The sequence below is a fragment of the Paracoccus sp. MA genome (genome assembly GCF_020990385.1).
Classification (GTDB): domain Bacteria; phylum Pseudomonadota; class Alphaproteobacteria; order Rhodobacterales; family Rhodobacteraceae; genus Paracoccus.
On record NZ_CP087599.1, the window covers coordinates 215,325 to 232,194 of the forward strand.

At 68.3% G+C, this 16,870-nt stretch carries 15 protein-coding genes; 6 read left to right on the top strand and 9 right to left on the bottom strand.

The window, feature by feature from the left end; genetic code table 11:
* Window positions 1-138: 138 nt before the first annotated feature.
* The 4 genes from LOS78_RS19990 to LOS78_RS20005 form a co-directional block, all read right to left on the bottom strand.
* Window positions 139-621: a pyridoxamine 5'-phosphate oxidase family protein gene (locus LOS78_RS19990; RefSeq protein ID WP_230378893.1), complete on the bottom strand. Its 483-nt coding sequence runs from the start codon at window positions 619-621 to the stop codon at window positions 139-141.
* Window positions 622-693: 72 nt separating this feature from the next.
* Entirely contained in the window at window positions 694-1,830 is a 1,137-nt protein-coding gene (locus LOS78_RS19995) for a YihY/virulence factor BrkB family protein (protein WP_230378894.1), read from the bottom strand.
* Window positions 1,831-1,895: 65 nt separating this feature from the next.
* Complete coding sequence (locus tag LOS78_RS20000) at window positions 1,896-2,450, bottom strand: type 1 glutamine amidotransferase domain-containing protein (RefSeq protein ID WP_230378895.1); 555 nt, start codon at window positions 2,448-2,450, stop codon at window positions 1,896-1,898.
* 285 nt (window positions 2,451-2,735) lie between these two features.
* Entirely contained in the window at window positions 2,736-5,552 is a 2,817-nt protein-coding gene (locus LOS78_RS20005; protein ID WP_230378896.1) for a hypothetical protein, read from the bottom strand.
* Between the two features lie 639 nt (window positions 5,553-6,191).
* Between LOS78_RS20005 and LOS78_RS20010 the strand changes: the two genes are divergently transcribed.
* Window positions 6,192-6,632: a CAP domain-containing protein gene (locus LOS78_RS20010; RefSeq protein WP_230378897.1), complete on the top strand. Its 441-nt coding sequence runs from the start codon at window positions 6,192-6,194 to the stop codon at window positions 6,630-6,632.
* A gap of 293 nt (window positions 6,633-6,925) precedes the next feature.
* On the opposite strand, the gene LOS78_RS20015 is transcribed toward LOS78_RS20010, so the two are convergent.
* Window positions 6,926-7,333, bottom strand: a complete 408-nt coding sequence (locus tag LOS78_RS20015) for a hypothetical protein (RefSeq protein ID WP_230378898.1) — start codon at window positions 7,331-7,333, stop codon at window positions 6,926-6,928.
* 127 nt (window positions 7,334-7,460) lie between these two features.
* On the opposite strand from LOS78_RS20015, the gene LOS78_RS20020 reads away from it, so the two are divergent.
* From LOS78_RS20020 to LOS78_RS20040, 5 genes are all read left to right on the top strand, one after another.
* Window positions 7,461-8,030: a hypothetical protein gene (locus LOS78_RS20020; RefSeq protein ID WP_230378899.1), complete on the top strand. Its 570-nt coding sequence runs from the start codon at window positions 7,461-7,463 to the stop codon at window positions 8,028-8,030.
* A gap of 132 nt (window positions 8,031-8,162) precedes the next feature.
* Complete coding sequence (locus tag LOS78_RS20025; protein ID WP_230378900.1) at window positions 8,163-8,582, top strand: hypothetical protein; 420 nt, start codon at window positions 8,163-8,165, stop codon at window positions 8,580-8,582.
* A gap of 598 nt (window positions 8,583-9,180) precedes the next feature.
* Window positions 9,181-10,410 carry an SfnB family sulfur acquisition oxidoreductase gene (locus tag LOS78_RS20030; RefSeq protein WP_230378901.1) on the top strand — a complete coding sequence of 410 codons (1,230 nt, stop codon included), beginning with the start codon at window positions 9,181-9,183 and terminating at the stop codon, window positions 10,408-10,410.
* Between the two features lie 2 nt (window positions 10,411-10,412).
* Window positions 10,413-11,612, top strand: a complete 1,200-nt coding sequence (locus LOS78_RS20035) for an SfnB family sulfur acquisition oxidoreductase (RefSeq protein ID WP_230378902.1) — start codon at window positions 10,413-10,415, stop codon at window positions 11,610-11,612.
* Window positions 11,613-13,004 carry an LLM class flavin-dependent oxidoreductase gene (locus LOS78_RS20040; protein WP_230378903.1) on the top strand — a complete coding sequence of 464 codons (1,392 nt, stop codon included), beginning with the start codon at window positions 11,613-11,615 and terminating at the stop codon, window positions 13,002-13,004.
* A 64-nt stretch (window positions 13,005-13,068) separates the two neighbouring features.
* Here LOS78_RS20040 and LOS78_RS20045 read toward each other — a convergent pair whose 3' ends face one another.
* From LOS78_RS20045 to LOS78_RS20060, 4 genes are read right to left on the bottom strand one after another with little or no spacing between them, the layout of a single operon-like run.
* Window positions 13,069-13,725, bottom strand: coding sequence for a methionine ABC transporter permease (locus LOS78_RS20045; protein ID WP_198019339.1), 657 nt, complete (start codon window positions 13,723-13,725; stop codon window positions 13,069-13,071).
* Complete coding sequence (locus LOS78_RS20050) at window positions 13,703-14,839, bottom strand: methionine ABC transporter ATP-binding protein (RefSeq protein WP_230378904.1); 1,137 nt, start codon at window positions 14,837-14,839, stop codon at window positions 13,703-13,705. The genes LOS78_RS20045 and LOS78_RS20050 overlap by 23 nt, the downstream gene beginning before the upstream one ends.
* Window positions 14,839-15,639 carry a MetQ/NlpA family ABC transporter substrate-binding protein gene (locus LOS78_RS20055; protein WP_230378905.1) on the bottom strand — a complete coding sequence of 267 codons (801 nt, stop codon included), beginning with the start codon at window positions 15,637-15,639 and terminating at the stop codon, window positions 14,839-14,841. Before LOS78_RS20055 ends, LOS78_RS20050 begins: the two co-directional genes overlap by 1 nt.
* Before the next feature lie 10 nt (window positions 15,640-15,649).
* Window positions 15,650-16,483 carry a MetQ/NlpA family ABC transporter substrate-binding protein gene (locus LOS78_RS20060; RefSeq protein WP_230378906.1) on the bottom strand — a complete coding sequence of 278 codons (834 nt, stop codon included), beginning with the start codon at window positions 16,481-16,483 and terminating at the stop codon, window positions 15,650-15,652.
* Window positions 16,484-16,870: the final 387 nt, after the last annotated feature.

Genomic DNA, 16,870 nt, shown 5'->3' on the forward strand with positions numbered 1-16,870 from the left:
AGTGCATGGCTCTGCAAGCCCCCGGGCAGCATGGCTCCGGTGCGATCTCGAAGATGGCGCGGGGCGTCCGCCGGATTTCCGCGGCTCGCGACCGGTCGCCACCGGGTGAAGGGCCGGGACAAGCCGCCGCGGCGAGGTTCAGAAGGAAAGGGTGAAATGCTCTCCCATATCCGGCTTGTCGCCGGTGACCTTGGACTTCGCGATCTGATAGAGGAAGGACAGGCTGCCGCCCGTCAGCCAGACCTCGGCCTCGGCAAGATCGAAGCGCAGAAGCTGGACATCCTCGTCCTGCCGGCCGTCCTCGAACCAGCTTGCGGCCACGGCGTTCCACAGCTCGTCAAGCTTGGCGCGGTCGTCGGACAGGGCCAGCGTGCCGTGGATCCGGGCAAAGAGCCCTTTCCCCTCGTCGCCGACCACATGCACGGCCTCCTTGCCGCCAACGGCCAGCGAGCGGGCCAGATCCGTCCCCTTGGCGGTGATGAACCACAGCCTGCCCGCTTCGGCTTCGGCATAATGCGACATGGGCACAAGCCGCGCGTCCTGGATCAAGCCCAGCATGCCGGAGTTGATGCCGCCGAGCCGGCTCCAGAATTTCTCGACGTGGTCGTCATGATCGGTCATGCTCGCCTCCTGTTCATGCCGGTCCAACACAATGCGCCGGGAAATGTTCCTGAAGATGCATCGGGCTGGAATCTACTCAAGCCGGCGATCATCCTCATGCGGTTGTTTGCCGCGAGGCTTCGCCATGCGGATCAAGGCGTGCAGGGCCAGCGCCCCGGCCAGCAGAAGCTCATGGCGGGGCGAGCCTTCCGCCGAGGCGCCGGACGCCCCATCCGCGCCGTTCCCGCCTTCGCCGTTCGGATGCGCTGTTCCGGGCGGGGGCGTGTCCGCCTTGACGGCGCCGCGCAGGCCCATGGGCTGCGGTGCGCCGGCCGTCGTGTCGCGTGCGGTCTGCTGTTCGATCTCGGCATTCAGTTCGGCGCCGGCCAGGATCACATAGGCCGACAGCCAGAGCCAGGTCAGCAGGATCACCACCCCGGCCAGCGTTCCGTAGGTTTCGGTATAGCTGCCGAAATTGCTGGCATAGAGCGAAAATCCGAAGGATGCGGCGATCCAGACGCAGACGGCCAGCGCCGCACCCAGGCTGAGCCAGCGCCATTGCGCCGCCTTGCGGGACGGGCCGAACCGATAGACCACCGCCAGCCCCAGCACCGCAAAGCCTGCAAGGATCGGCCAGGCGATGCACGAGATCGCCGCCTGCACCCTTCCGCCGAGATGCAGCAGATCGGCGGCCAGGGGCAGCACCACGATCAGGCCGATCGCGACGATCAAGCCCACCATCAGCGCCAGCGTCAAGGCGAAGCCGGTCAGGTAGAGCATCGGCAGGCTGCGTGTCTCGTCTTCGTCATAGGCGATGTTCAGCCCCTCGATCAGCGTCATCACCCCTTTCATCGCGCCGTAAACTGCGATCCCCAGGCCCGAGACCGCGACGAGCCCGGTGCCGGTCCCGCCATCGGTGACCTTGACGAGCTGGTCTCGGATGATCGCCGCGGCATCGGGGGGCAGGAAGGCGAATATCCGCTCCATGGTGCTGCCCAGATCGGCGGGATCGAGGATCAGGCCGGAAATCGCCACCAGCGCCGCGATGGCCGGGAAGATGGCGACCAGCCCATAGAAGGCGATACCTGCCGCCACCACGCCGACATGGTCTTCGGCGATTTCGGACCGGACCCGCCGGAATATCTGCCGCCAGCCGTTCCTTGGAATTTCGGCGGGAGTGTCCGCGCCATGGCCCAGATCGTCGGTCGGCCTGTCGGGAGGGATCGGCATGAAAGGCCCTTGTAAGACGCGGATGACTGAATTTCAACGCAAAGGGACGGGCACGGATCCGCCGGTCAGCGCGGCTGCGCGCTGCCGCCCTCAAGCTCGGCAATGATGGCGCCGCAGAAGGCTTCCAGGTCGTCCGGGCTGCGCGAGGTGATGATGCGCTCGTCCGATACCACCTGGCTGTCGGTCCAGATGCCGCCCGCATTCACCAGATCCGTGCGGATGGACTTGTAAGAGGTCACCTTGCGGTCCTCGACCAGATCCGCCTCGACCAGCAGCCAGGGCCCGTGGCAGATCGCCGCGACGATCTTGCCCTCGTCGTGAAAGCGCCGCACCAGATCGACCGCGCCGGCCTCGAGGCGCAGCTTGTCGGGGTTGATCTGGCCGCCCGGCAGCACGATCGCGTCATAGCCCGACGCATCGACCGAGGACAAATCCAGATCGACCTGGACCCTCTGCCCCCAATCCTCGCCCTGCCAGCCGCGAATGCTTTCTCCGTCGGGCGAGGCGATCTCGACCGTCGCGCCTGCCTCGCGCAGCCGGTCGCGCGGCACTTCCAGTTCGGATTGCTCGAACCCGTCGGTGGCGAGGATGAGAATCCTGGCATCGGCCATCTTCGGCATGTCGTCGTCCTTTCCTGTTGCAGGTTTCACGCCTTCAGCAGCATGGGGCCAACAACAGGGAAACGGGCGGGATGTTCCTGGCGGGCCGGCCAGCGGACCGGACAAGCCGGCCGATTGCACCGCAAGCCTTCGGCTACCGACCTTTCAGGGCCGGGTGCGGGTCAGGCTGCTTTCGCGGCCAGAAAAGACGTCTTTTGCCCTCCGATCCGGGACCGAACCGCCCGGTCGGGCGCCTGATGCGGCCTCCGGGATGGGCGAGGCCCCGCCGCCGGCATTGCCTCCGCCCTATCTCAAGTCGCCCCAGAGCACTTGCCAGCCCTCGTTCCCGGGGATGAAAAGCGCCTCCTGAACCTCCAGCCGGGCGGCCCTCTCTCCGAAGGTGCCGATGAAATCCTCAAGATTCATGCGGGCGCCGCCGGGGCCGAAAAACTGTATCTCCTGCTGGAAATAGCATCGAAACCCCCCGGCGTCGGGAGAGCAGGATATCTTGGTGACCGAGACCAGCTCGGACGCAAAGCCCTTTTGCCCCGTCCAGACCGCCGGCATGGTCAGGCACTCGATCCCGCGCGCCGGACTGTTGCCGATGGCCGCGACCCCCTGCAGGCAGTCGTCCTCGATCTGCGAGATCGTCGCGTTCACCTCGCGCACGCGGTCCAGCGCGAACCGGGCGATATCCTCGGCACGCGGCTCGTCCCGGCCGGGATTGCGGCTGTTGTCGGTGATGATGATCGCGCGCCACTCGGCATGTTCCAGAGCCGCCTTGTAGACCGCACCATATTCGGGCAGGCGCTGCATCGCCGCCTCGTCGAGATATTGCGCGGCAGCGGCCCGGACCGCCTCTTTCGCGCCGCGACCGGAGGGGGCATCCGCCAGCAGTTTCCGGAAAGCTTCCAGCACGGCCGGATCGCTTTCGATCACGCTGCGGCGAAGAAAGAGCGGCTGGATGCGGGGCCGGAGATCGGCACCGAAATGCTCGTGCACCGCCTCGACGACCGGCCCAAGCGCAGCACCGATCCGCCGGGCATCCGCAAGGCCCTGCAACGAGGCCGGCAAGGTATCGACCTCGGCCATCAGCGCGGTCACGTATTCGTCGCTTATCTTCAGGGCAGGAGGCGCGATGCGATCATGCAGCTCTTGCCGCGCGTCAGGCAGGATATCCTCATCCGCGATGCGCCCGGCCAGCCGGAAAAGCTGGTCGAGGGCGCCGTCTTCCCGGCTGCCGGCGGAAAGTCCGGGCAGGTCGCGGTCGATATCGGCCCGCAGGATATCGGTGCGGATCTGACGCGCGCGAAGCGCCAGCCCCGCGTCAAGCCCGGCGATCTGCCGCGCCGAAAGCTCCCGCGCGCGATCCCGGGCCCCGGCCTTCAGCTGCTCGATCCGGGCGAGGGAAGCCGCCGTGCTGGAAAGCGCCTGCGCCTCGTCCAGCGCGGCCTCGGCCCAACGCGAGGATTCCGCCACATCGGTCAGGCGCTTAACCATTTCCCGATAGCCCCTCTGGTGCCCGATCACTTGCGCGCCGGCAAAGCCCACGTCGGCCATGCCCTGTCCCTGCTCGCAATCCTCGCGGATGAAACGGGCCAGCGCCCTGCGCTCCTCGTCGCTCAGAAGGGCGAAGGGCAGGCCGAACACCGGCTCGAACTTCGCGTCGGTGAAGGCCTCTGCCAGCTCGCGCTGCAGATTGGCGATCACCGTCCCGCGCATGTCCTTGCCTTCGGAATAGGGGGTGATCCATTCCTGCAAGACCGCGCATTGCGCCTCGCGCGAGCGCGCCGCCGCCAGCGTTCCCCCCAGCGGTTCGGGAAAGATCACCGGCGGCGTTTCACCGGCGACGACGGCATCGGCAAGCCCGCCCTCGGACCGCTGCAAGACCAGCACACTTGTCTTGGGCCCCGGCGGCGTGCCCGGCTTGAGCGAGGCGGCCACGGCGAAATCGCCCGACCGGATCAGCGCCACAAGCTCAAGCCCGCCGGCCGGGGTTTCCGACACCAGATAGGCGCCGGCCTTGGCGAACGGCCCGACCGGGCCGGAACTGTGCCGCCGGACATCGTCTTGCGAAATCTCGAAGGCGCGCTGGCCAAGCGGCAGCATCAGCTGCCATCCGTTCAGCTCTCCCACCGGCGCCAGGACAAGATGCAGCTTGCTGCGCCGCTCCACGGGCAGATGCGCCGGGGCGCCGAGGCGAAGCTCGCCGAAGCCCCCGGCCCGGCCGTTCCGCAGCTCGAAATGCATGGCGATGGCGCCGTTCTGCTGTTCCGCCGTGCCGACCCAGCTGCCGGTCATGCTGTCGGGCAGGGGCGGCACAGCGGCGGGGCCGGCATAGGTCAGGCTGACCTTGTCGCAGCCGCGCATATTAACCGGGCCGCTCAGCGACTGGCCATCGACGGCGAGGGACAGGCCGTTGATCTGGAACCGCGGGCCGCCGGGGGAAAGGCTGCCGAGCCCGGCCAGCTCCAGCCGCCCCTCGGCGCTTTGCCCGCCCAGTATCGTGCGCTGCTCGGCGGGCACGCCGCCCTGCTGGTTGGCCACATGCACCCGCGCATCCGCCGCGACGCGATCACCGTCGGTCAGGATCACCGCCTCGATCGGGTGCGACAGCGTGGTCTTGCGCTGGCCGCGGCAGATCACCTCTCCTTTCCAGCGCCCGGCCGGCGGGCCCATGGTCGGCGGCACGGGCTCGCTGTTGGCGTCCTCCAGCCGCACGGCCATCCCTTCCGCCGAGGCGCCGAGGAACCTGTCGTTCAGGGCGCAGCCCTCCATCTCGCCCTCGATGACGGCGCCGCCGTCGCGGGTCCTGCCGCTCAGCGCAAGGGCCTCGACGCCCGGCGGGCGCTCGATCCAGTCGCGCGGCTGCAGCCGGAAGCCGTCCGCGCCGCCGCGGCCCATGACCTTGTAGGCGCCCTTGAGCGCACGGCCGCCTGTCCCGATCTCGAACGAAAAGGTGCCCGAGATGATGCCGTTTCCCGCCTGCTCGGTTTCCAGCGTGAACTGCGCGCCGCCAAGCGCATTGCAGGCATAGGTGCCCGACCATCGCCCGGCCAAGGGTTCGGCCAGCGCAAGGGCCGGCCCGAACAGGAACGCGAGGGTCAGAAGGATACGGGCCATGACCTTACTCGGAAACCGATCTTCGGCCATCCTGAGAGGAAGCGGGGACCATGTCGACTTGTCCAAATGGATCAGATTGGTGGTCGGGGCCCGTCATTCGGCAGCGGTCCCGACGGGCGGCCTCGTCGCCTTGCCCTCTGGCCGGCTGCCGGGCGAGGGCAGCACCTTCGCCCCGAGAGGCCGGCAGCGGTTCGCCCGCCCCGCGACGCGATGGAAAGCCGGCGCCGGTCGATCCAGAGCTGCCGCAAACCCGGCGCCGGCAAGGGCTGGACCGTGGCCGGCATGGCCCGTCCCCCGAAAGGCCGGGCCTGGTCCTGCTGGCGGCGGGTTTGTTCCGGTGCCTGGCGGTGGTCCGAAGCCTGCGGAACAATAAGCCGCATCAAAGGTTATGCACGCATAACGTGTTCGAGGATCGCCCGCTTTGCGTTGCGCTGCCAGAAGCGCAGGCATGGATGCACAAGATTTATTGAGTTATTTCACCGGAATTTCCCAGTCATGCCGCAGGCGTTCTTCCATAAGGCCAGGAGAAGGACGATGCCGCATGCATTCCCGCACAACCCCCGCGCGACGATGATGGCTTGCATACTGGTTGCCGCCTGCACGCCCCCGGACGCCCGGGATCCCGTCAAGGACCACGACGTGCAGGCATCACCGCCGGGAGAGGTCGAATGCAGCGCCCCCAGCGCGGCGGTCATCGGCTCCGGCCTGGCCGCAACCAACAGCGCCCGCATCCAGGCCGGCCTGCCTCCGGTCAGCGCCAACGCCCTGCTGGCCCGCGCCGCCGCCGAGCATGCCTGCGACATGGCCCGCCGGGGCCGGATGACCCATGCCGGCAGCCGCAGCAGCGGGCCGGCGCAAAGGATCAAGACGCTGGGATATTCGCCCCGGATCACCGCCGAGAACATTGCCGCCGGCCCTTACGGGGTCGATCAGGTGCTGCGGGAATGGAACGGCTCCAGCGGACACCGCGCCAACATCCTGATTCCGCAGGTCCGGCAATTCGGCATCGGCCATGCGACGGGCTCGGATGGCCGGACCCGGTTCTGGTCGGCCATCTATGCCGCGCCCAGCGGAAGATGAGGGACGCGGCGGGGCCATGCCCCCCGCACCGCAGGCGCATCTCGCGGCTCTCCTCGTCGCGCCTCCCCCTTTGTCATGCGGCGGATGAGCGCCATGGAGGCCCGGGCGCGAGACGCGCATGGGCCGGCGTCCGACCCGCCTCTTCCTGAACAGCTGCCCCGGTTTTCTCGAAGACAGCAGCGGATGAACGAGGCGGCGGACATCGGCCACCGCACCCCGAAAGCGGGAAACAGCGGTTACGCCCCCCGGAGGCAGCGCGGGAACAGGGTTTCGATCCGGGCTTGCCTTCGGCCTCACTCCGCGGTCGCTATGCTGGCAAAGCACCGGGCCAATGCGGCAGGCGCGCCCTGGTCGGTCGCCCATTTGACGACCTCGGCAGCCTCGGACGGATCGGCCATCCCGCCCCAGATGCCGTAGAACATCTGCTTGCCGCCCCGTTCCTGATACAGGAAGTAACCCACGCCGTCCGCATCGGGGATTTCCGCGCCGACGATGGTCCACGCGCCCTGCCGCAGGACATCGTCGACGGCGATCTGCGAAGCGGGGGGCGGCTCGGTCAGCGCGCCGGTGACGAAGGCGCGGAAGGCATTCCTGCCCGCGTCGTCCTGGATACGGCCGACCCCGTCGCAGGCCTCGGAAGCCTGCGCGACCTGCGGGATGAGAAGAGCGATGGCGATCCACGAAACCTTGAACGAAGGCATGTCCCAATCCTTTCAATGCAATGATCTCTTCGGGCAGGTTACGATAAATTTCCGCCTTGGGGCTGGAAAAACGCGATCCCGGCTTTCAGGATGGATGGGGACGGTGGAAGGATGAAGGAGCCTGGCGATGGATGCTTACGGCCATCTTCGCATTCTCGTCAGCATGATCCTGGGGCTGGGGATCACCCGCGTCCTGTCGGGACTGTCGCGGCGCATCCAGTCGCCCGCCCGGACCGAGGGCATGCTGGCCCAGACGGTCTGGGCGGTCATCGTCCTGCTGGGCGCGGTGCATTTCTGGTGGTGGGAATTCGGGCTGCGCCGTATCAGCGACTGGCATTTCGGCGCCTATGTCTTCGTTCTTTGCTATGCCTCGCTGCATTTCGTGATGGCGACGCTGATCTTTCCCGACGCGCTGCCCGACCATGCCGAAAGCGAGAGCTTCTTCATGCGCCGCCGCCGCTGGTTCTTCGGCGTCTTTGCCCTGACATTCGGCTTCGACCTGTTCGACACGCTGATGAAGGGCAGCGACTATCTTCATGCGTTGGGCCCCGAATATTTCCTGAGGCTGGCCCTGGGCCTGTCCGTCGCCTTCGCGGCGCTTCGCGCCAGGACCCTGCAACGCGTCGCGCTGATCGGCGCGGTCTGGCTGGCCTATGACATCAGCTGGATCGTGCGCAGATATGACAGCCTGGGGTGATGGACATGCCCCGGCGCATGCCGCGCGGCCTGCAGCCCGGCGGCGCCTTTCCGCCAGCGCCTGTTTTCGTGATGCAACCTTGCGCCCCGTTGAGGCTATATGCTTCGCTGGATACTGCTTGGAGCACGAACGATGAAACTGGCGCCGATACTGATGGCCGCCTTGGTTGTTGCCGCGACGGGCGCCGCGCCGGTCGTGGCCGATCCCGGGCGGAACAACGGCAAGGGCGGTTTCGCGGGTCATCACGACCATCGCGGCCACAAGGACAAGCCCCGCACGCAGGCTCGCCATGTTGCCGATTGCCCGCCGGGACTTGCCAAGAAGAACCCGCCCTGCGTTCCGCCGGGTCAGGTCGGCAAACGCTATGGCACCCGGGTAGGCGACACGCTTCGCATCGGCAATTACACCTTGATCCGCAACCTGGACCGATACGGCCTGGAGCAGCGCCGGGGGTGGAATTATTATCGGGACGACGACCGGATCTATCGTGTCGACAGCGGCACCCGAAAGATCCTCGCCGTCCTGAACCTGATCGAGGCTTTCTCGAACTGAGAAAAGCCCGGCAAGCCCGGGCCTTGGCGCCAGCCGCCGGCGCAGCGGGCGGCTGATCGGCCCCGGTGGCGGCACGCTGTCCCGGCCCTCTGGATGGCGGTCGCGACAGACGGCCCCGTTCGCAAGCAGGATCCTCTCGCCCGAAGCGGTTCCGGCGCCCGGCGCCGGTCGCATGAGGCGGATGGCCGAAGGCCACCGAGCCGATGCGCCCCTTCGTCCGGACAGGGTTGGTGCAGATAAAGGTCCCCGCAGGGCAGATCGGCCAGCTCCTGCAAAGGAATGAAGGGCGCCCGATCCCGGCCGGGCGGGCGCATGCGCTGCGCGACCCGGTGCGGGGCAGGTCCTCCATATCGGCCATTGCTGGCTGAACGCCACCCATCCGCCGCCCCTGGACCGACAGCCCGACCCGACCGGGGCATGGGCTTACTGTCCGCGCCGCGCCTGGTGGAAGCCTGTGCTCTGCCCCCGCCGATCTTTGGAATGGAGATCAGACCTCCGCAAGGCGATCCTGTGGCCGCATCGGGCAGCTTTCGATGCCGTGCGGGCCGGGCAGCCATTCCGGCCCGGCCCGCCCGACCGCCAGCACAGGAGCACCGCCATGACCTTTCACCCCGCGAAAATCCCGGCAGATCCCGGCAAGCCCGTCGTGCCGGCCCTGATCGAGACGCGGGAACAGGCGCTTCAGGCGGCACGGCAGCTGGCGGCCGACTGGGCCCCCAAGGCGGCCGAGCGCGACCGACACCGCATCCTGCCGCATCACGAGATCGCCGCCTTCACCGCCTCGGGCCTTGGCGCGATCACCGTGCCGCGCGACTGGGGCGGGCCGGGGCTGGACCATGTGACCCTGGCCGAGGTGTTCGAGATCCTCTGCGCCGCCGACAGTTCGGTCGGCCAGATCCCGCAGAACCATTTCGGCGTCATCCAGCTGCTCTCCGAGGCGGGCAGCCCGGAGCAGAAGGCGCGCTGGTTCGCCGACATCCTTGCCGGCGCCCGCATCGGCAATGCCGGGCCGGAGAAAAGCCGCAAACCCGTCACCCATAACGCCACCGGGCTGAGCCGCAGCCCCGAAGGCCTGCGGCTGAACGGCCACCGCTTCTATTCCACGGGGGCGATGTTCGCGCATTGGATCCCGACCCGCGCCGCCGACGAGCAGGGCCGCCCGGTCCAGGTCTGGGTGGCGCGCGACGCGCCCGGCGTGCAGGTGGTCGACGACTGGTCCAGCTTCGGCCAGCGCACCACCGCCTCGGGCAGCGTGATCTTTCGCGACGTGCCGGTGGCCGAGGACCAGATCATCCCGGTCTGGCAGCGCGCCGAGGTGCCGGGACTGGCCGGCCCCGTCTCGCAGCTGATCCAGGCCGCCATCGACAGCGGCATCGCCATCGGCGCGCTGGACGAGGCGGTCCGCTTCATCCGCGACAAGTCGCGGCCCTGGGTGGATTCCGGCGTCGCCCGGGCCCAGGACGACCCCTATGTCATCGGCGATATCGGGCGGTTGCAGGTCGACCTGTGGGCCGCGCGCGCCGTCCTGCACGACGCCGCGCGCCTGCTCGACGACATCGCCGCGGGCGAAGTCACCGCCGAGGCCAGCGCCCGCGCCTCGGTCGCCGTGGCCGAGGCCAAGATCCTGACCACGGAAATCGCCCTGAATGCCGCAGAAAAGCTGTTCGAGCTGGCCGGCTCGGCCGCGACACGCGAAGGCCCGAACCTGGGGCGGATCTGGCGCAATGCCCGCACCCATACGCTGCACGATCCCGTGCGCTGGAAACATCACCTGCTGGGCAACTGGCACCTGAACGGCGCCCTGCCCGCCCGCCATCAATGGAACTGAGCATGAAGACCGCATCTCCTCCGCAGGGCGTGCATGTGATCGCCTCGGATGCCGAGGCCATCGAGGCCGCCCGCCGCCTTGCCGCCGCATTCGCGCCCGGCGCCTCGGACCGCGACCGCGATCGACGGCTGCCCTGGCAGCAGCTCGACGCCTTTACCGCCTCGGGGCTCTGGGGCATCACCGTGCCGCGCGAACATGGCGGCGCGGCGGTTTCGGCCGTCACGCTGGCGCGCGTCATCGCCATCGTCGCGGCGGCCGACGGGTCGCTGGCGCAGATCCCGCAGAACCATTTCTATGCGCTCGAGGTGCTGCGCAGCGGCGGCAGCCCGGAACAGCGCGCCTTCTTCGACGGGCTGGCGCTGTCGGGGCACCGCTTCGGCAATGCGCTGGCGGAAATCGGCGCCCGCGACTTCCAGCGCCGCACCCGGCTGCTGCGCCAGGGCGACCGGCTGCTGGTGCAGGGCGACAAGTTCTATTGCACCGGCGCCATCTATGCGCATTGGATCCCGACGCTGGTCGTGGACGAGGACGACCGCCAGCAACTGGTCTTCATCCCGCGCGAGGCGCCGGGCGTCACCGTCACCGACGACTGGGACGGCTTCGGGCAGCGCACCACCGGCTCGGGCTCGGTCGCGTTCCGGCAGGTCGAGGTGCGGCCGGAATGGGTCGTCCCCTTCCAGTCCAGTTTCGAGCGCCCGACGCCCATCGGCCCGCTGGCGCAGATCATGCACGCGGCCATCGACCTCGGCATCGGCCAGGGCGCGTTTGCCGCCACCCTGCCCTTCATCCGCGACCGCGCCCGGCCATGGATCGACGCCGGGGTCGAACGCGCGGCAGACGACCCGCTGCTGGTCGCCGGCCTGGGCGAGGTCTCGGTCCGGCTGCGTGCGGCCGAGGCGCTCGTGGACCGCGCCGGCCGCGCCGTGGACGAGGCCATCGCCGACCCGACGGAATTCACCGTGGCGCAGGCCTCGCTGGCGGTGGCCGCGGCGCGCGCGCTGACGACGACGGCAGGGCTGCTCGCCGCCTCGAAGCTGTTCGAGCTGACCGGCACCTCGGCCACCTTCGCCGAGGACAACCTGGACCGCCACTGGCGCAATGTGCGCACCCATACGCTGCACGACCCGGTGCGCTGGAAATACCACGCCATCGGCAACCACAGCCTGAACGGCGTCAACCCGCCGCGACACGGAGCGATCTGAATGGCCCGCACGGACAAGCGCCTTGGCAAGCATATCATCGTCAACGCCTTCAACATGAACTGCGTGGGCCATATCAACCACGGGCAATGGACGCATCCGCGCGACCGTTCCGCGGATTACATCCGGCTGGACTATTGGACCGGGCTGGCGCGCACGCTGGAGCGGGGCCTGTTCGACGGGCTGTTCCTGGCCGACATCCTGGGCACCTACGACATCTATGGCGGCGGCGTCGACCTGACGCTGCGCGAGTCGGTGCAGCTGCCGGTGAACGACCCGATCCTGCTGGTCTCGGCCATGGCGGCGGTGACGCAGAACCTTGGCTTCGGCGTCACGGTGAACGTCAACCAGGAGGCGCCCTATACCTTTGCCCGCCGCATCTCGACCCTCGACCACCTGACCGGGGGACGGATCGGCTGGAACATCGTCACCGGCTATCTGGACAGCGCCGCCCGCGCGGTCGGGCGCGACGGCCTGACCGGCCACGACCTGCGCTATGACCAGGCGGACGAATATCTCGACGTGCTCTACAAGCTGTGGGAGGGGTCCTGGGACGACGACGCGGTGATCCGCGACCGCGACGCCCGTGTCTATGCCGACCCGGCCAAGGTGCGGCGGATTGTGCATCACGGCCGCTTCTACGACGTCGAGGGCTGGCACCTCAGCGAACCCTCGCCCCAGCGCACGCCGGTGCTGTTCCAGGCCGGCACCTCGGGGCGCGGCCAGCAATTCGCGGCGCGGCATGCGGAATGCGTCTTCATCTCGGCCCCGGACAAGGCGCTGGCCCGCAAGGCCTCGCGCAGCATCCGGGAGGCGGTGGTCGCCGCCGGCCGCCGCCCCGAGGACGTCAAGGTCATCCTCGGCATCAATGTCGTGACCGACCACAACGCCGCCGCCGCGCAGGAGAAGCTGGCCGAATACCGCGCCCATTCCAGCCCCGAGGCGGGGCTGGCGCATTTCGCCGCCTCGACCGGCATCGACTTTGCCCGCTACGGCCTCGACGACCCCATCCCCTATGGCCCGACCAACGCGATCCAGTCGGCGGCGACGCTGGCCGAAAGCCGGGGCTGGACCAAGCGCGACCTCCTAGGCCAGCTGGCGCTTGGCGGGCGCTATCCGCTGGCCGTGGGCGACCCGGCCGAGGTCGCGGACGAACTGGAATCCTGGATCCGCGAGGGCGAGATCGACGGCTTCAACCTGACCCGGCTGGTCACCCCCGAAACCTACGAGGATTTCGCCGACCTGATCGTGCCGGAATTGCAGGACCGCGGCAGCTACAAGACCGGATATGCCCAAGGGACGCTGCGCCGCAAGCTGTTCGGCCAGGGCGACAGGCTGCCCGAACGCCACAGCGCCCAGGCCTTTCGCCCGGCAGCCGCCTTGGCGGCCGAATAGGCTTCTTTCTTGGGAAAATATCCACGGGGGTATGGGGGCAGTCAGCCCCCATTTCCTTTCCCGATCAGCGCGCCCGCAGCCGGCGCACCGCGTAATCGCCGGTGAACTGCACGGCCGAGACCAGCAGGATCAGGATGGCGATGACCACCAGCATCACCGTGGTGTCGAAGCGCTGGTAGCCATAGCGGATGGCCACGTCGCCCAGCCCCCCGGCGCCGACCGCCCCCGCCATGGCGGATGCGCCGATCATCGTCACCACCGTGATGGTGAAGCCGCCGATGATGCCCGGCAGCGCCTCGGGCAGCAGGACATGGCGCACGATGTCGAGGCGGCGGCAGCCGATGGATTGCGCCGCCTCGATCAGCCCGGAATCGACCTCGCGCAGCGAGACCTCGGCGATGCGGGCGAAGAAGGGCGTCGCCGAAACCGCCAGCGGCACGATCGCCGCCCAGACCCCGATCGTGGTGCCGGCGACCAGCCGGGTGAACGGGATCAGCGCCACCAGCAGCACGATGAAGGGCACGGCGCGAAAGCCGTTGACCACCGTGCCGACGATGCGGTTCAGCCGGGGCGCCGGAAAGATGCCGCCCGGTCCCGAGGTGACCAGGAACACCGCCAGCGGAATCCCCACCAGCACCGCGATCCCGGCCGAGACCGAGACCATCAGCACCGTATCCCAGAATGCCTGTTGCAGGCGATCAATCATCTGAGGCGTCAACATATCCCAATATCCTTGTCTGATCGGCCAGCGGGGCCAGCGCCTCGGGCGCAACGCCCGGCCCCAGCGCCACAAGCAGCTTGCCGATGGAATGGCCCTGGATGCGTTCCAGCTGCGAGCTGACCAGCCGCAGCCGGCCCCGCCCCGCCCCTTGCCCCGTCACGGCGGCAAGCTGGCCAAGGTCCGGGGCGTTGCGGCCCAGAAAGCTCAGCTCGACCAGCGTTTCGTCGCCCGCCCCGTGCCGCTTGTCGCGCAGGCGCTGGACCAGGTCCTCGGGCAGGCCGTGCTGCAGGGGCTGCAGCAGCGCCTGCGTCGCGGCATGGTTCGGCGCGCCGAACACCTGCCAGACCGGGCCCTGTTCGGCGATCCGCCCGGCCTCGAGCACCACGACGCGGTCGCAGATCTCGCGGATCACGCTCATCTCATGGGTGATGAGCACCACGGTCAGGCCCAGCCGCCGGTTGATGTCGCGCAACAGCCGCAGGATCGAAACCGTCGTTTCCGGGTCCAGCGCCGAGGTCGCCTCGTCGCAGAGCAGGATCTCGGGGCGGCTGACCAGTGCGCGGGCGATGCCGACGCGTTGCTTCTGGCCGCCGGACAGGCGCGAGGGATAGGTATCGCCCTTGCCCGTCAGGCCGACCAGCTCCAGCGCCTGGTCGACGCGGCGGGCGATCTCGCCCCCGGGCAGGCCGGCCACGCGCAGCGGCAGCGCCACATTGCCCCGCACGGTCTTGGCCGAGAGCAGGTTGAAATGCTGGAACACCATGCCGACGCGGCGGCGCAGCGCCACCAGCCCTGCCTCGTCCAGCGCGGCGATATCCTCGCCATCGACCAGCACGCGGCCGGTGCTGGGCCGCTCCAGCCGGTTGATGGTGCGCAAGAGGCTGGACTTGCCCGCCCCCGAGCGGCCGATGATGCCGAAGATCTCGCCCGCGCGGATGTCGAGGTCGATCCCCGCCAGCGCCTGCACCTGCCCCGCCGACGAGGCATAGCTCTTGCCCAGGGCTTCGAAGCGCACGGTCCCCGCCTTGCGCAGCGCCGGGGTGGCGGCCGCGGCGGCCGGGGCCAGCTCGGTCACCGCGCTCCGCCGGCCCAGATTTGCAGCCAGGCCCGTCATCAGCCTTGCCACGCGAGGATATACAGCTTGTCGCTGTCGGCGAAGGAATGGCGCACCTGATCCTTGACCGCCTGCGACTGCTGGAACAGCGCGATGAACTGCGCGATGCGCGGGTCATCCTTGTTGTCGGCGCGGGACACGAAGCTGACGGCGAATTGCTTGTCCTCGATGCCGGAATAGGCCAGTCCCGAGGTCGGATCAAAGGCTCCCGCCGCGACGATGAAATGCGGATAGCCCTGCGCCAGATCCACGTCGCCGGTGATGCGCACAAGCTGCGGCCCCTCGACCTCGGTGAATTTCAGCGCCCGCGGGTTTTCGGTGATATCGTCCAGCGTGCCTAGAAAGCCCACGCCCTCGCGCAGCTTGATGAGGCCGGATTTCTCCAGCAGCAGCAAGCCGCGCCCCTGATTGACCGGGTCGTTCGCGATGGCGACGGTGCCGCCCTGCGGGATCTCGTCAACGCTCTTGTGGCGCAGGGAATAAAGGCCGAGATTGGCCAGGATGCCCTGCCCCACCACCTCGAAATCATAGCCGCGTTCCTTTTCGGCATTCTCGAGGAAGGGCTGGTGCTGGAAGAAGTTCAGGTCGATGTCGCCGCTGGCCAGCGCGGAATTGGGCGTGGTCCAGTCGCTGAATTCGATCACCTCGACCTCCAGCCCCTTGGCCTTGGCCTCCTCGGCGGCGACGTTCACGGCATCGCCATAGGCGCCCGGCACGACGCCGATCTTCAGCGCCTCGGCCGAGGCGGACAGCCCGGCCAGCGACAGCGCGGCGGCAAGGGCGAATGTCACGAGTTTCATTCCTGTCTCCTTATTGGGTCTTGGCCGCTGCCAGCCAGGGCAGCGAGTAAAGCACCGGGTTATGGGCATTCGAGGCGTCGATCTGGTCGCGCACGGCCTGAGATTGCTGATAGATGCGGATGAAGCCGGCGATCTCGGGATCGTCGGAATTGTCGGTCCGGGTCACGAAGCGGATGGCGAAATGCGTGTCGTCCAGCCCGGAATAGATCAGCGCCTTGCCCGCGAAATCGCCGCGTCCGGCATTGACGTAATGGGCCGGATAGCCCTGCGCCAGATCGACATCCGACACGGCGCGGACCAACTGCGGCCCCTCGACCTCGACGAATTTCAGCCCTTTTGGATTGTCGGCGATGTCGTCCAGCGTCGCCTTCCAGCCCACGCCGGGACGCAGCGCGATCAGCCCGGCGGTCTGCAGCAGCGCAAGGCCCCGCCCCTGGTTCACCGGGTCGCTGGCCACCGCCACGCGCGCGCCGTCCGGCAGTTGGTCAAGCCGGTCGTATCGTTCCGAATAAAGCCCGATATTGGGCAGGATTCCCAGCGCGACCGAGGTCAGGTCATAGCCGGTTTCCTGGACGGCATTGTCCAGAAAAGCCTGGTGCTGGAAATAGTTGGCATCCAGATCGCCATTCTCCAGCGCCAGGTTGGGCGTGGTCCAGTCGCTGAACTCGACAACCTCGACCTCCAGCCCCTGGGCCTTGGCCTCCTCGGCGGCGACGTTGATCGAATCGGCAAGCGCGCCGGGCGTCACGCCGATCCTGACCCCGGCCGGCGCCGGGCCGGCCAACAGCATCAGCGCGGCGACCGTGACAGGGATGCGCGTTCTCCACCTCGTTGCTGAACTCATGGCTGATCCTCTGCGGCCAAAAAACGATAATTCTGATCGTCTTTTGCTACGCCGCCAGCCATCCTGCGGCCATTCCAAAGGTCGTGCTGCTGGGAGAGCATCGTTCTCTTTCCCCCGGCAGCGACGCAGGCCCGGTTCCCCGGCCGGGCATGGAGGAAGCGCGGCAGACCGGCCGCGGCTGTGGCGCCGCGCCAGTCCGGGTCCGGCGGCGCAGGGCCGACCCGGCGAATCCGGCCGGACCCATGGGCGCCGTTCTTCCGCGGGACGCCCGAGGCTTCCGCGCCGGGCAGAGAATATCAGTCCCCCAGCCACCGCTCGCATAGCGAATTTTTCCAAATCGGCGGCAGGAAATGCCGGTTTCAGCCCAAATTCCTGTCGCGCCCTAAA